This window comes from Streptomyces sp. XM4193 (assembly GCF_023072595.1).
GTDB lineage: Bacteria > Actinomycetota > Actinomycetes > Streptomycetales > Streptomycetaceae > Streptomyces.
Genome location: NZ_JALLGK010000008.1, coordinates 23,022 through 37,550 on the forward strand (window position 1 = coordinate 23,022; position 14,529 = coordinate 37,550).

At 72.8% G+C, this 14,529-nt stretch carries 13 protein-coding genes; 7 read left to right on the forward strand and 6 right to left on the reverse strand.

The annotated features are described in order from the left end of the window. Positions 1 to 9: 9 nt before the first annotated feature. Positions 10 to 435, reverse strand: coding sequence for a D-aminoacyl-tRNA deacylase (gene dtd / locus MTQ01_RS19660; protein WP_247492009.1), 426 nt, complete (start codon positions 433 to 435; stop codon positions 10 to 12). 135 nt (positions 436 to 570) lie between these two features. Between dtd and MTQ01_RS19665 the strand changes: the two genes are divergently transcribed. The 5 genes from MTQ01_RS19665 to MTQ01_RS19685 all read left to right on the forward strand — a co-directional run bounded on the left by MTQ01_RS19665 (position 571) and on the right by MTQ01_RS19685 (position 5,431). Further along, positions 571 to 1,296 carry a hypothetical protein gene (locus MTQ01_RS19665; protein ID WP_247492010.1) on the forward strand — a complete coding sequence of 242 codons (726 nt, stop codon included), beginning with the start codon at positions 571 to 573 and terminating at the stop codon, positions 1,294 to 1,296. A 50-nt stretch (positions 1,297 to 1,346) separates the two neighbouring features. Further along, positions 1,347 to 2,363, forward strand: a complete 1,017-nt coding sequence (locus tag MTQ01_RS19670) for an asparaginase (RefSeq protein WP_247492011.1) — start codon at positions 1,347 to 1,349, stop codon at positions 2,361 to 2,363. A gap of 166 nt (positions 2,364 to 2,529) precedes the next feature. Continuing rightward, positions 2,530 to 3,789, forward strand: coding sequence for a GNAT family N-acetyltransferase (locus MTQ01_RS19675; protein WP_247492012.1), 1,260 nt, complete (start codon positions 2,530 to 2,532; stop codon positions 3,787 to 3,789). A 399-nt stretch (positions 3,790 to 4,188) separates the two neighbouring features. Next, positions 4,189 to 4,923 carry an HAD family hydrolase gene (locus tag MTQ01_RS19680; RefSeq protein WP_247492013.1) on the forward strand — a complete coding sequence of 245 codons (735 nt, stop codon included), beginning with the start codon at positions 4,189 to 4,191 and terminating at the stop codon, positions 4,921 to 4,923. A 109-nt stretch (positions 4,924 to 5,032) separates the two neighbouring features. Next, entirely contained in the window at positions 5,033 to 5,431 is a 399-nt protein-coding gene (locus tag MTQ01_RS19685; RefSeq protein WP_211042520.1) for an ankyrin repeat domain-containing protein, read from the forward strand. Positions 5,432 to 5,613: 182 nt separating this feature from the next. On the opposite strand, the gene MTQ01_RS19690 is transcribed toward MTQ01_RS19685, so the two are convergent. Next, positions 5,614 to 7,350, reverse strand: coding sequence for an MFS transporter (locus tag MTQ01_RS19690; RefSeq protein ID WP_247492014.1), 1,737 nt, complete (start codon positions 7,348 to 7,350; stop codon positions 5,614 to 5,616). A 503-nt stretch (positions 7,351 to 7,853) separates the two neighbouring features. On the opposite strand from MTQ01_RS19690, the gene MTQ01_RS19695 reads away from it, so the two are divergent. Then, complete coding sequence (locus MTQ01_RS19695; RefSeq protein WP_247492015.1) at positions 7,854 to 8,228, forward strand: RNHCP domain-containing protein; 375 nt, start codon at positions 7,854 to 7,856, stop codon at positions 8,226 to 8,228. A gap of 14 nt (positions 8,229 to 8,242) precedes the next feature. Further along, on the forward strand, positions 8,243 to 8,689 hold the full coding sequence (locus MTQ01_RS19700; RefSeq protein WP_247492016.1) for an RNHCP domain-containing protein: 447 nt from the start codon (positions 8,243 to 8,245) through the stop codon (positions 8,687 to 8,689). A 285-nt stretch (positions 8,690 to 8,974) separates the two neighbouring features. On the opposite strand, the gene MTQ01_RS19705 is transcribed toward MTQ01_RS19700, so the two are convergent. The 4 genes from MTQ01_RS19705 to MTQ01_RS19720 form a co-directional block, all read right to left on the reverse strand. Then, entirely contained in the window at positions 8,975 to 10,462 is a 1,488-nt protein-coding gene (locus tag MTQ01_RS19705) for a sigma-70 family RNA polymerase sigma factor (protein ID WP_308294417.1), read from the reverse strand. A 268-nt stretch (positions 10,463 to 10,730) separates the two neighbouring features. Beyond that, complete coding sequence (locus MTQ01_RS19710; protein ID WP_247492018.1) at positions 10,731 to 11,084, reverse strand: YciI family protein; 354 nt, start codon at positions 11,082 to 11,084, stop codon at positions 10,731 to 10,733. A gap of 176 nt (positions 11,085 to 11,260) precedes the next feature. Then, positions 11,261 to 11,917, reverse strand: a complete 657-nt coding sequence (locus MTQ01_RS19715) for a DUF2867 domain-containing protein (RefSeq protein ID WP_247492020.1) — start codon at positions 11,915 to 11,917, stop codon at positions 11,261 to 11,263. 130 nt (positions 11,918 to 12,047) lie between these two features. Next, a complete protein-coding gene (locus MTQ01_RS19720; RefSeq protein WP_247492021.1) occupies positions 12,048 to 14,438 on the reverse strand; it encodes an excinuclease ABC subunit UvrA in 2,391 nt (796 codons plus the stop codon). Positions 14,439 to 14,529 lie beyond the last annotated feature (91 nt).

Sequence of the window (14,529 nt, forward strand, 5' to 3'; positions counted from 1 at the left end):
CGACAGTCCCTAGACCTCCAGCAGCACGGTGAACGGCCCGTCGTTCAGCAGTGAAACCTTCATATTCTCGCCGAACCTCCCCTCGGCGACGTCTGCGCCCAACTCCCTGAGTTGGGCGCAGACTTCATTGACCAGCGGTTCGGCGACCGGGCCGGGAGCGGCCGCGTTCCAGGTGGGCCTGCGGCCCTTGCGGGCGTCGCCGTACAGCGTGAACTGGCTGATCACCAGCAGCGGCGCACCGATGTCCGAGCACGACTTCTCACCCTCCAGGATGCGTACGCTCCAGAGCTTCCTGGCCAGTTGGGCCGCCTTGGCCGGGGTGTCGTCGTGAGTGACGCCCACGAGCACGCACAGCCCCTCGCCGACGATCTCCCCGACCGTCTCGCCGTCAACCGTCACGCTTGCGCCGTTCACCCTCTGAACTACTGCTCTCATGCGTCCATGATGCGCCGGATGGGTGCCAAGCCGCTGCGCGCGGCCGGAACGGAGTGGCACTATGCCAGGGCATCACGAGCGGATAACGGAGTGTGCGCGTTCCTGCGCAACTCGCGACGGGGACAAGGGGATCAGATGAGCACCGCCTCCATCCAGCCGGCGGGCGACGCCGTGGCAGCCGTGGCACCCGCCGCGGCCACCGGCGCCACCACCAGCACTGTGCTGACCCGTACCGCGCTGCCCTCGCTCGACGGGCTGCGGCTGCCCGCGCTGCGCGACCTGCGCCGCTCCGCCCAGCAGGAGGAGGCCGATCTCAGCTATCTGCGGCGGCTGTTGCAGGGGCGCATCGACATTCTGCGGGCCGAGCTCAACCGACGGGCGGGTACGGACTCGTCCCCGTCCGCCGCCGGACCGCCTCGGGCGCGTACCGGCGGCGGTGCCGCGGGAGCGGCCGGCGGTACGGGAGCGGCGGGCGGTACGGGAGCGGCCGGGGTTACGGGAGCGGCGGGCGCGGGGACGGAGTCCGGGCTCGTCAACCGGCTGATCGTCGACCGGCTGCCCGAGATCCTCGCCGACGCCCCGACCGCGCACCGTGCCTCCGCACGGCATGTGACGGTCACCACCCCGCTGCGCGCCCAGTACCGGGAGCTCGCCAGCTCGATGCTCGCCGAGGTGGAGCTCTCCGACCTCACCGCCCGCACCGACGAGGAGCTGCGGGGGGCGATGAGTCGCCTGGTCCGCAACGAGCGGCGGATCTCCGGGCAGCGGCAGTCGCTGCAACGTACAGCGGACGACTGCGGCGCGGAGATCGCCCGCAGGTACCGTGAGGGAGAAGCGCAAGTCGACGACCTGCTGCCCTGAGGCGATCCCTCGCACCGGCGGGCGTCCCCGACACAGAGGTAAGACCGCCGATGTCCTCGCCGATACCCACGGCGCCGAGTGCGTCCTCCGCAGCCGCCCCCTCCGCGGGGGCGCCCTCCGCAGACGCGCCCGCCGCGCCACCCGTACTGGCCGAGATCGTTCGCTCGGGTTTCGTCGAGGGGTACCACCGCGGCTCGATGGTCGTCACCGCCGCCGACGGCAGCGTGGATTACGCGCTGGGCGATGTCGACTCGCCGATCTTCCCGCGCTCCTGCAACAAGCCGCTCCAGGCCGCGGCCGTACTGCGCGCCGGGCTCGACCTGGGGGGCGAACGGCTCGCCCTCGCCGCCGCCAGCCACTCCGGTGAACCGTTCCAGCTGGAGCTGGTCGAGCGGATGCTGGCCGAACACGGCCTGCGCGCCGAGCAGTTGCGGTGTCCGGAGGACCTGCCGCTGGACCGGGAGGAGGCCGACCGCCGTCTCGCGGCGGGCCACTCGGCGAGCCGGGTCGCCATGAACTGCTCCGGCAAGCACACCGCGATGCTCGCCGCCTGCCTCCACAACGGCTGGCCGCTGGACAGCTACCTCGACCCCGCCCACCCCCTCCAGCGGTCGACCGTCGAGACGGTCGAGCAGGCCGCCGGCGAACCGGTGGCGCACATCGGTGTGGACGGCTGCGGCGCACCCCTGATGGCGATCTCCCTGACCGGCCTCGCCCGCGCGTTCAGAACCCTCGTCACCTCCCCCGCCGGCAGCGCCGAGCGCAGGGTCGCCGACGCCATGCGCGCCCACCCCGAGTACGTGGCCGGCACCCGTCGGCACGACACCGCGCTGATGCGCGCGGTGCCGGGCGCGCTGGCCAAGATGGGCGCCGAAGCCGTGCAGGCCGTGGCTCTCGCGGACGGCAGGGCGCTGGCGTTCAAGATCGAGGACGGCGGCACCCGGGCGCTGGGCCCGGTCCTCGCCGCCGCGCTGCGCAGACACCTCGCGGTCGACTCCGGCCTCCCGGAGACCCTCCCGCTGCTGGGCGGCGGCCGACCGGTGGGCGAGGTCCGCGCGGTCCGGTAACCGCCGCGCCCGGCCGCCGCGGACCGGCCCACGGCCCGGCGCCGCAGCCGTACGGCAGCCCGGCGCCGCAGCCGTACGCCGGCCCGCGGGGCGCCGCCCGCGGCACCCCGCGACGCGGCCGAATAATCATGTGCGACGCACGGTGCGCACTTCTAGGGTGACGAAGATGCCACGCGACGAGATCACCCTGCGCACCCTGTCCGATCCGGCCCAACTGCCCGACTGGTTCAACGCGGTGGCCGCGGGCTTTCTGCTGCCGCGTCCGATGGACCGGCAGGAGCGCGAGGCCCGCGGCGGCCCGGTCGTGCTCGACCGCCTCCAGGGCGCGTACGACGGCGACCGCTGCGTCGCTACGTTCCGCACCTTCCCCCAGGAGGTGACCGTGCCCGGCGGAGCGCGGGTGCCCTCCTGCGCGGCGACGAGCGTGACGGTGCAGCCCACCCACCGCCGGCGCGGCCTGCTCGGCGGGATGATGAAGCGCGCGCTGGACGCCGCCAAGGAGCGCGGCGAGCTGTGCTCCACACTGATCGCCGCGGAGCAGCCGATCTACGGCCGCTTCGGCTACGGACCGGCGGCCTGGTCCGCCGACTTCGAAGTGGACCTCACCCGCGCCGGACTGGACCGCAACCGGCCGGCCGACACCGGCGACGGCCGGATCATCCTGGTCACCCCGGAGGAGATGCGCGAGGCCGGCCCGAAGCTGCACGACCGCGTGCGCGCCCTGCCCCGGCACGCCGGACACATCGACCGCACCGCGCACTACTGGCAGTTGGCGACCGGCGGGCTGCGCTACCCGGACGACGGTTTCCAGGAGCGGTTCAACGCGCTGTACCTGGACAGCGCGGAGCAGGTCCAGGGGCTGGCCCTCTACCGCGTGGAGAGCCGCTGGGAGAACGGCGCACCGTGCGGCACCGTGGAGGTCCCCCGCCTCCAGGCGGCCACCCCGGAAGCCGAACGAGCCCTGTGGGACCACCTGTTCCGCGTCGACTGGACCACCTCGCTGCGCGCGCCCCAGCGCGCTCCCGACGACGTGCTCCAGCTGCTGCTGCCCGACGGACGTGCCGCACGCACCACCGAGTGCGCGGACTTCCTGTGGCTGCGCCCGCTCGACACACCCGCACTGCTGACCCGGCGCACGTACCCCACGGCAGGCAGCCTCGTACTGGAGGTGCGGGACCGGGCGGGGTACGCGGCCGGCCGCTGGCGGCTGGACGCCTCACCGGAGGGCAGCACCTGCACGCCCACCACCGAGTCGGCCGAGCTCACGCTCCCGGTCGAGCAGTTGGGCGCGCTCTACCTGGGCGACGAGAGCGCGAGCCGCGCCCATTGGCTGGGCCGGATCGACGAACACCGCGCCGGCGCCGTGCAGTTGGCGGACACCCTGCTGCACACCCCGCGCCGCCCCTGGTGCCCGGACAGCTTCTGACCCGCCCCCTCCCACCGGGCACGGCCCCGCACGGCCACCTCCCCCATCGGGCACGGCCCCGAAAGTGAGGCGGCCCCGGACTGACGCAGTCCCAAGCCAGTCGCTGTCGGTTGCTGTCCCCGGCCGGGGACAGCAACTCCCGGCCGGGCGCTGCCTCCCCGGGGCGTGGCCCGAGCTCCGGCTGCCGGGCGGCACGGCGGTCCGACGCGAAGTCCGCCGCCACGAGCAGCCGCGAGCCGCCCGGACACCGCCGGACAGCCCCGACACCGACCGGACGGGACCGGCGGTCGGGCTGTGCCGCGTCCTGTACGAGCCGCCGCGCGGCGACGATAGTGGGTCGGGTCAGTGGGCCGGGTCCGTCTGGACCCGCCCTGTGCCCCGCTTCCCTGGACGGCAGCCATGCGTGAGCTTCTGGACTCGACGGACTGCGTGCTCTTCGACTTCGACGGCCCGGTGTGCCGGCTGTTCGTGCGGCACCGCGCAGCCGATGTGGCCGCCCGTCTCCGCGCACTGCCCGCACTGCGCACCGCCGCGCACCCTCTCACCGAGCCCGACGACCCGTACGCCGTGCTGCGGGCCGGAATCGGCCGCACCGTCGGCGGCGACGACGGCATCGGCCGGGACAGCGCGCACGGTCCGGAGGGCGGCGAGGTGTCGGCCGAGCTCACGGAACTGCTGGACGCACTCACCGCCGAGGAACTGCGGGCCGCCGAGAGCGCCTGGCCGACCCCGTACGCCGACCAGCTGCTCCAGACCCTGCACGCCACGGACCGCCGGCCGGCGATCGTCACCGACACCTCCGAGGAAGCGGTGGAGCGCTATCTGGTCAGCCGGGGGCTGGACCGGCTGTTCACCGGACGCGTCCACGGCCGCGGCGGCAGCCCCCGAGCCCTGAAGCCCGATCCGGCGGCGGTGCACCGCGCGCTGGCCTCCACCGGTGCGGCGGCCGAGCGGGCGCTCCTGATCGGCACCTGCGCGCGGGAGAAGGAGACGGCGGACGCCGCCGGGGTCCGCTTCGTCGGCTACGCGCCGAGCGAGGAAGGCGCCGCCGCACTGCGGGCGGCGGGTGCCGAGCACGTGGTCGGCTCGCTGCTGGAGCTGGTCGACGCCGCGCGCGTACCGCATTTCAGCTGACGCGCGCCGCGACCCCGGGCCACCGCCCGGGCAGGCGGCGGCTACGTAGGCTGTGGCCGGCGCGACGAGAAGCCGCACCACCGCTCACCAGGCGACAGAGGAGCAGGACATGATCGACGAGCCCGCGCACGACCCCGAGGTGCTGCAACTGGCCGCGAAGATCTTCGATCTCGCCCGCCACGGGGACCGGGACACCATCGCCGCCTACGTCGACGCAGGCGTCCCGCCGAACCTGACGAACGACTCCGGCGACTCGCTGGTCATGCTCGCCGCCTACCACGGCCACGCCTCCTCGGTACGAGCCCTGCTGGAACGCGGGGCCGAGCCGGACAAGGCGAACGACCGGGGCCAGACGCCGCTGGCCGGCGCGGTGTTCAAGGGCGAGGACGAGGTCGTACGGGCGCTGTTGGACGGCGGCGCCGACCCGGCAGCCGGGGCACCGAGCGCGATCGAGACCGCGCGGATGTTCGGCAAGCAGGAGCTGCTGGTGCTCTTCGGCGCCGCCTGACACCGCTGCGCGGCCACCCCGCCCGCACGCTCCCACTCCCCGCGGCCCAGTTCAGCTCCGCAGGCCCGACAGATCCGCAGGCCGGACGGATGGCCCGGGGGACGGGCGGCCGGGCCGGACAGACGCAGAGGCGCCGAAAGACACGTGTGCTTCCGGCGGGCTCGGCCCGCCGGAAGCACACGTCAGAGCGGCGCCTCGTCGAGCTCGCGGAACGACGGGCCGGCTTCCTTCGCGAGACCGACGCCGTCCCGCTGCTCGGCGGCGCCGGCCGCCACCGCCGCACCGTCCGCTGCCACGCCCTCGGACGCCGCGCCGTCCGCGGCCGGCCCGCCGGAGGCCACCGGCTCCGCGCCGTGACCGCCCTCGGCGGGCCTGTGGTTGCGCAGGAGCAGCGCGACCATGACGGCGATACCGGTGATCATCACGGCGCTGACCAGCGCGGTGAGTGCCATACCGCTGACGAACGCCCGGCCCGCGGCCTCCATCAGCGGTGAGCCGAGCTGCTCGGGCAGCCGCGCCGCCACCGCGTTGGCGCCACCGATCGTGTCCCCGGCGGCACGGGCGAACTCGCCGGGCAGGCCCTCCGGCATCGTCTCCTCCATCTCCCGGCGGTAGACGGCGGTGCCCGCGCTGCCGATCACCGCGATACCGAGCGCCATTCCCATCTCCGTGGAGGTCTCGGAGAGGGCCGAGGCGGTGCCCGCCCGCTCGGGCGGGGCTCCCGCGATGATCAGGTCGGTGCCGAGGGCCATCGTCGGCCCGAAGCCCAGATGCATCACGACCAGCGCGGTGATCACCACCCAGGACTCGGAGTCGACGGTGATCCGGGCGAGCATCACGATGCCCACCACCGAGACCAGCAGGCCGGCCGCCATCACGTACGCAGCGCGGAACCACTTCAACAGCATCGGCGCCAGCATGATCGTCACCATGCCTGCGAGCACTCCGGGCAGGCCGTAGAGACCGGCCTTGAACGGCGAGAGGTCGAGAACCATCTGCAGGTACTGGCCGATGAAGAACATCAGCCCGCCGCTGGCGAACACCGCCAGGCCGACGGCGCCGATCGAGACCGCGAAGCCGCGGTTGCGGAAGAGCCCGAAGTCGACGAACGGCTCCGCCTGCTGCCGCTGCCGCCGCACGAAGAACACCCCGATGCCGATGCCCAGTGCCATCGCGGCGAGGGTCGGCGCGCTCGGGCCGTTCTCGGCGGTCTTCTTGATTCCGTAGACGAAGGAGAGCACCGTCGCCAGCGAGAGCACGGCGCTCAGCAGGTCGATCCGGCCGCGGCCCGGGTCCTTGAACTCGGGCAGCAGGATCGGCCCGGCGACCAGCAGCAGCACCATGACCGGAACACCGAGGAGAAAGACCGATCCCCACCAGAAGTGCTCCAGCATCGCGCCGCCGACCAGCGGCCCGGCGCCCGCGCCGAGCATGAAGCTGGACATCCACACGCTGATGGCGACCGTGCGCTGCCGGGGCTCGTGGAACATGTTGCGGATCAACGACATGGTGGACGGCATCAGGGTCGCGCCCGCCAGGCCGAGCAGCGCCCGCGCGGCGATCAACTCCCCCGCGCTGCCCGCGAAGGCGGCCAGCACCGACGCCGCGCCGAAGCCCGCGGCACCGAGCATCAGCAGTCTGCGCCGGCCTATCCGGTCGCCGAGCGTGCCCATCGTGATCAGTGAACCGGCGATCAGGAAGCCGTAGATGTCGACGATCCAGAGCAACTGGGTGCTGCTGGGGCTCAGATCGGCGCTGAGCTGCGGCACCGCGAGGTGCAGCACCGTCATGTCGAGGGAGATCAGCAGGGTGGGCAGGGCCAGGACGAAGAGGCCGATCCACTCCCGCTTGCCGGCACGGCGCACCGGCGAGGATTCGGGCCCGGAACCGGGCCCTTCGGTGATCTTGGTATCAGTCATGGCTCTCACGCTAGAAGTTCAACACAGCTTGAAGTCAAACGAATTCCTGCGGCCTCCGGGCCGGTGTGCACCCGTCGAACGCCCCCGCCGGACGTCTCCGCCGAGACGTCCGCACACCGGGCCGTCCGCGCGGGGACGCGCTCGACCCGACGTCCCCGGCAGCAGCGCGAGAACGCAGAAAAACCCTTGGCACCGCAGCCGAGCGAATTGCTAGCTTGCGTGGCCTGTACGCCTGATGACGCGCCCACCCGACGGGCCCCTCCCCACGGGCCGCACGAGCCCCGGAAAGCAGATGTCTATGACCCGCACCGCGCCGAGCGCGCCTCTCCAGCCATCGGAAGTCACCGTAACCCCCGGCACTGACAACGCCGCCGGCTGAGCTGTTTCCGCAGGTGAACGCACCTGCGGCCGCAAGGCGACTTTCGACCCGCGGATCGGGGATCCGAGGGGCCCGCTCGGCCTGCTCCTGCTGTTCTCACACATGCCTCAGCGAGGAGTACCGGGTGTCCAACAACCCCAACAACCAACCGAGTTCCGTCCTGCGCACCGACACCTTCGACTGTGTGCGCTGCGGGCTCACCGTCACGACCCACGCGCCGGACGGCGGCCGTCGGCACCACTGCCCGAGCTGTCTGCACTCCCGCCATGTCACCGACCAGGTGGCCGGTGGGCCGTCGGACTGCCGGGCCAGGATGAACCCCATCGCCATCGCGGTTCTGCGCACCGGCGACTGGACCGTCGTCCACCGCTGCACCCGCTGCCGGGAACTGGCCGCCGGCCCGGTCCGCGGCGACGACAACCAGCTCATCCTGATGCGGATGGCGGTGCGTCCACTGGCCCAACCACCCTTCCCGCTCGAAGCCTTCGGCGACATCTGAGGGGCGGGGAAGACATGCCACGACGCACCAACGACCGCCGCGCCCGGGACACCGCCGGACGCGGACGCGGAGGCGGACGCCGACAGCGGCCCAAGGACGTACGGCACCGGCCCGGCGGCGAGCGCGGCGACGCGTTCCGCTGCGTGGGCTGCCGCCTCGACGTACCGCTGACGGCGCCGGGCACCGCGCACCGCAACCACTGCCCGCACTGCCTGGCCAGCCGCCATGTCGACCGGAGCACTCCAGGCGACCGGGAGAGCCGCTGCCGCGGCCGGATGACCGCGCTCGGCCTCTCGGTGCACGAGAACGGCGAGTGGCAGCTCATCCACAGCTGCGAGGTCTGCGGCGCGCTCAAGCCCAACCGGATCGCCGGTGACGACAACGCGCTCGCCCTGATACGGCTCGCGCTGCGTCCCCTCGCCGACCCCCGGTTGCGCGACCGGGCGCTCCTCGCGCTCTGACCCGCGGGGGTGCGGCCGGGCCGGCCACCGTGCCGACCGGCCACACCCCCGCGCCCACCCTCCGCCGGCCCGAGCACCGCCGGTGCAAGCTCCGCCCGTGCGAGCACCGACGGCCCGAGCGCCGCCCGTGCTAGCACCGCTCGTACGAGCACCGCCGGTACGGCCCGAACTCCGCGGCCCGTACACGCCTCTGCCGCCGACCGGCACGCCTGGCCGCCGCCCCGTCCGCCGCCTGCCACGCGTACGCGGTGCGCCACGCGCCGCCGGCCAGGCGTACGACGCCGCTCAGCCGGGCCTCTCGCCCTCGCCGCTGCCGGGCGCCTCGCCGCCGCTGCCTACGTCCGCGGCGGCCTCCGTCCCGTCGGCCTCCGCCCCGTCGGCCGCGCCTCGTTCCGGGCTTCCGCCCGCGCCTGCGCCCGCCTCCTCGGCCGCGCGGGCGGCGCAGTGGTCGGCGCGGGAACGGAGCAGGTCACGCTCCCGTTCGTTGCCGGCCAGTTCCGCGGCCCGCTCGAACTCCGCCCGCGCCGCGGCGAATCGGCCGAGCCGCTCCAGCAGATCGCCGCGCACGCTGGGGAGCAGGTGGTAGCCGCGCAGGGCCGGTTCGTCCGCCAACCCGTCGAGCACGCGCAGACCCGCCGCCGGACCGTCCGCCATGGATACGGCCACCGCGCGGTTGAGCTCCACCACCGGCGAGCCGGTCAGCGCCGCGAGTTCCCGGTAGAGCGCGGCGATCGCCCGCCAGTCGGTGTCCTCGTAGCGCACCGCGTACGCGTGGCAGGCGGCGATCGCGGCCTGGAGCGCGTACGGCCCGCGGCCCGCGCGTTCCAGCGCGGCCACGCCCCTGCCGATCAGCAGCCGGTTCCAGCGGGTGCGGTCCTGGTCGGCGAGGAGCACCACCTCACCGTCCGGACCCACCCGGCCCGGCATCCGGGCCGCCTGGAACTCCAACAGCGCGGCGAGGCCGTGCACTTCGGGCTCCTCTGGCATCAACTCGGCGAGCACTCGCACCAGCCGCAGCGCGTCCTCGCACAGTCCCGGGCGCAGCAGGTCGTCGCCCGCGGTCGCGCTGTACCCCTCGTTGAAGACCAGGTAGACGACCTCCAGCACCGAGCCCAGCCGCTCCACCCGGTCCGCACCGTGCGGCACTTCGAACGGCACCCCGGCCGTGGCCAGCGTCCGCTTGGCCCGGGTCACCCGCTGGGCGACGGTGGGCGTGGAGGTCAGGAAGGCGCGTGCGATCTCCTCGGTGGTCAGCCCGCCGAGGAGCCGGAGCGTGAGGGCGATCCGGCCCTCGGTCCTGAGCACGGGATGGCAGGCGGTGAAGATCAGACGGAGCAGATCGTCGTCGATGTCGTCCGACTCATCGGGCAGGTGGTCCTCCGGCGACGGAACCTCCTCCAACTCCCGGCCGACCTCGGCGAGCTTGCGCACGTACGTCTCCCGACGGCGCAGCAGGTCGACCGCGCGGTGCCGGGCCGTGGCCATCAACCAGGCGCCCGGCCTGTCCGGTACGCCCGATTCGGGCCAGCGCTCCAGAGCGGCGACCAGTGCGTCCTGGGCCAGTTCCTCGGCGATACCGACATCGCGCACGATCCGGGCGACGCCCGCGATGATCCGCGGCGACTCGATCCGGTAGACCGCCTCGACCGCACGCCGCGCACCGGCCGACCCGGCCGGGACTGGCCCGGTTGGGACTGGCCCGGTTGGGACGGACCCGGACGGGACGGGCCCGGGCTCCGGCGGAACGGGCGCGGGCGGGTTCTCTGGGCTCACGGAAACTCATCACAGCACTCCGCCCCGCGACCGGCAAGCACGGCCGACCGGCCCCGAGCGGGAGCACAGGCGGACGGCGCGCCCGGACGGACGGAACGCTCCGGCCCCGGCCCGCCCGCGTCGCCGTCCCCGTGCGCAGCCCCACCGCGCAGCCCCACCGCCGACCCCGCCCGCGCAGGACCCCGCCCCGGTCCGGGGTGACGGGACGAGACGGGCCCGCCCCGTCCCGTCCCCCCTCGAACGCGCCTGTGCTCAGGCGCCGTTCGCCTCAGCCCTCGGCGATCTCCCGGACCTCCGCGGTCAGCGACCAGTCGGCGGGGTGGACCTCCAGAAAGCGCCGGGCCCACTCCAGCGCCTCGGCCTTGTCCTTGGCCTGGATGATCGAGTATCCGCCCACCACCTCCTTGGTCTCGGTGAAGGGCCCGTCGGTGGGGGTGACCCGGCCCTTGGACCAGGTCAGCCTCGTGCCCTCGGAAGTGGGCATCAGACCGGCGGTGTCCAACATGACCCCTGCTCTGGTGATCTCCTCCAGCAGAGCGCCCATCCGGCCCTCGAAGTCCGGGCACGGCTCCCCGGCGGGGCTGTTCTCGTCGACGTGGATGATCGTCATGTAGCGCGGCACGGTGGCTCCTCGGTCTCGGCGGGCGGGGGCTGTCCCCGCCTCTCACCCGTGCGTCGAACGGGCGGCGGCGAACTCGACAGTCCTGCCGAAAGTTTCTCGGGATTCCGCGAATTTCTCCCGGCAGGCCGTCGGACACGGACTCGACTCACCCGCCGTCGGCCCGCGTCGGCGCCCGACTACCGCTCGCGGACCGCCCTCCCCCGGCACCCCGCATCCCCCTCGCGGACCGCATCCCCCTCACGGGCCGTCTCCCCGCTGCGGCCGATCTCCCACTCGCGGCCGATCTCCCGCACCAGCGCGCGGTAGACCCCGAGGTGGCGGAACGGCTTGATGAGCGCCATGTACAGCGAGCCGAGCCGTCCGTTCGGCTTGACCAGCACCGTCATCACACCGTGGTGGCCGCCGCTGCCGTCCTGCACCCAGCCGATGTGCATGACGCCGTGGACGGTCGCGTTCCCCATCTCCGCGACCCACTCGTCGTGCGTCTGGAAGACCGACGTCATCGGGAGCGTACGCAGGTCGGGGCCGCGCTCGCCGTCCCGCAGGTCCCGCGGCAAGCGGTCGCGCAGACTCGGCACCCGGCCGCCGACGCCGCTGCCAGGCCGGTCCCAGCCGAGGATCCGCCCCAACCGCCACCGCACCGCGAAGAGCAGCCGGGAGGTGCGCGACGCCAGATGACCTTCGTTGCCGTTCGCGAACTGCCGCACCAGCCGGTCGAGTTCGTCCGGGCCACCGGGTGTCGGCAGACGCCAGACGTCCTCCACCCGGAAGTCCCGGACCAGCGCACGGGCCCGCCAGGGTCTGGAGGTGAACGCACTTCTCGGGAGCCGCACGGCTAACCCTCCCATCTATACGGTGGCGTACAGTCAGCGTAGAGCAATCCATACGCCCCCGTATACACATGGGGCGGCCGGATCGCCCGGGAGCGATCCGGCCGCCTGCCGGGGAGCGGGTGCGCGCGGCTCAGCCGTTCACGTACTCCGCCAGATGTTCGCCGGTGAGGGTGGAGCGGTCCGCGACCAACTGCGCCGGAGTCCCCTCGAAGACCACCCGGCCGCCGTCGTGACCGGCTCCGGGGCCGAGGTCGACGATCCAGTCCGCGTGCGCCATCACCGCCTGGTGGTGCTCGATGACGATCACCGACTTGCCCGAGTCCACCAACCGGTCGAGCAGGCCCAGCAGTTGCTCGACGTCCGCCAGGTGCAGACCGGTGGTCGGCTCGTCGAGCACGTAGACGCCGCCCTTCTCCCCCATGTGCGTCGCGAGCTTGAGCCGTTGGCGTTCGCCGCCCGAGAGGGTCGTGAGCGGCTGGCCCAGGGTGAGATAGCCGAGTCCGACGTCCGCCAGCCGCAGCAGAACGCGATGAGCGGCAGGCGTACGCGCCTCGCCGGCACCGAAGAACTCCACCGCCGCCGCCACCGACATCCCCAGCACCTCGCTGATGTCCCGGCCGCCGAGCCGGTACTCCAGCACCGAGGAGTCGAAGCGCTTGCCGCCGCACTCCTCGCAGGGCGAGGCCATGCTCGCCATGATCGCCAGATCGGTGTAGATCACGCCGGCGCCGTTGCAGGCCGGGCAGGCTCCCTCGGAGTTGGCGCTGAACAGCGCCGGCTTCACCCCGTTGGCCTTGGCGAACGCCTTGCGGATCGGCTCAAGCAGCCCGGTGTACGTCGCCGGGTTGCTGCGCCGCGAACCGCGGATGGCGCCCTGGTCGACCACCACCACTTCCTCGTCCGCCGGCAACGACCCGTGCACCAGCGAGCTCTTGCCGGAGCCGGCCACACCCGTGATCACCGTCAGCACGCCCAGCGGGATGTCCACGTCGACGTCGCGCAGGTTGTGGCGCGACGCCCCGCGGATCGCCAACTCACCGGTCCGCTCCCGCACTTCGTCCTTCAGCGCGGCGCGGTCGTCCAGATGGCGCCCGGTCACGGTGCCGGCGGTGCGCAGCCCCTCGACCGGGCCCTCGTAGCAGACGGTGCCGCCCTCCGAACCGGCACCGGGACCGAGGTCGACCACATGGTCGGCGATCGCGATCGTCTCGGGCTTGTGCTCGACGACCAGCACCGTGTTGCCCTTGTTCCGCAGTTGGATCAGCAGATCGTTCATCCGCCTGATGTCGTGCGGGTGCAGGCCGATGGTGGGCTCGTCGAAGACATAGGTGACATCGGTGAGGCTGGAACCGATGTGCCGGATCATCTTGACCCGCTGGGCCTCGCCGCCGGAGAGGGTGCCCGAGGGGCGGTCGAGCGAGAGATAGCCGAGCCCGATCGCCACGAACGAGTCGAGGGTGTGCAGGATCGAATCGAGCAGCGGCCGGACCGAGGGCTCGTCGAGACCGCGCACCCACTCCGCCAGATCGTTGATCTGCATCGCACAGGCGTCGGCGATGTTGAGCTTCCGGATCTTCGACGAACGCGCGGCGGCGTTGAGCCGGGTGCCGCCGCACTCCGGGCAGTCGGTGAAGGTGATCGCCCGGTCCACGAACGCCCCGATGTGCGGCTGCATCGCCTCCCGGTCCTTGGCCAGGAACGACTTCTGGATTCGCGGAATCAGCCCCTCGTAGGTGAGGTTGACCCCGTTGATCTTGACCTTGGTCGGCTCCAGGTGAAGGAAGTTGTGCAGCTCCTTCTTGGTGAACTTCCGGATCGGCTTGTCCGGGTCCACCAGGCCCGACTCCGTGATCACCCGCATCGACCAGCCGCCGCCCTTGAAACCGGGGATGGTGATGGCGCCCTCGTGCAGGCTCAGGGTGTCGTCGTAGAGCTGGGTGAGGTCGAAGTCCGAAACGGTGCCGCGTCCCTCGCAGTGCTGGCACATCCCGCCGGCCCGGGTGAACTTCGTCTTCACCGCCTTCGCGGAGTCGCCGCGCTCCACGGTGATCGCCCCCGCCGCCCGCACCGTCGCGGTGTTGAACGAGAAGGCGGTCGGCGGGCCCACGTGCGGCTTCCCGATCCGACTGAAGAGGATGCGCAGCATCGCGTGGGCGTCGGTGACGGTGCCCACCGTCGAGCGCGGGTTGGCGCCCATCCGCTCCTGGTCGACGATGATCGCCGTCGTCAGCCCGTCCAGCACGTCGACCTCGGGGCGGGCCACCGAGGGCATGAAGCCCTGGACGAAGGTGCTGTACGTCTCGTTGATCATGCGCTGCGACTCGGCGGCGATGGTGGCGAACACCAGCGAGCTCTTCCCCGAGCCGGAGACCCCGGTGAACGCGGTCAGCCGTCGTTTGGGCAGCTCGACGCTGATGTCCCTGAGGTTGTTCTCCCGCGCGCCGTGCACACGGATCAGGTCGTGGCTGTCCGCCTCGTGCGGCTCGGACGGCTTGCCGCCCTCTCTCGGGGTCTTGCTCATCGTCTCTCCATGTGGTGCGCGGCGTGGCCCTCGCGGGCCGAGCCGCCGGGGCCCGGCCCGCCGACGGGCAGTGTGTCGGGGCCGGCCTCAC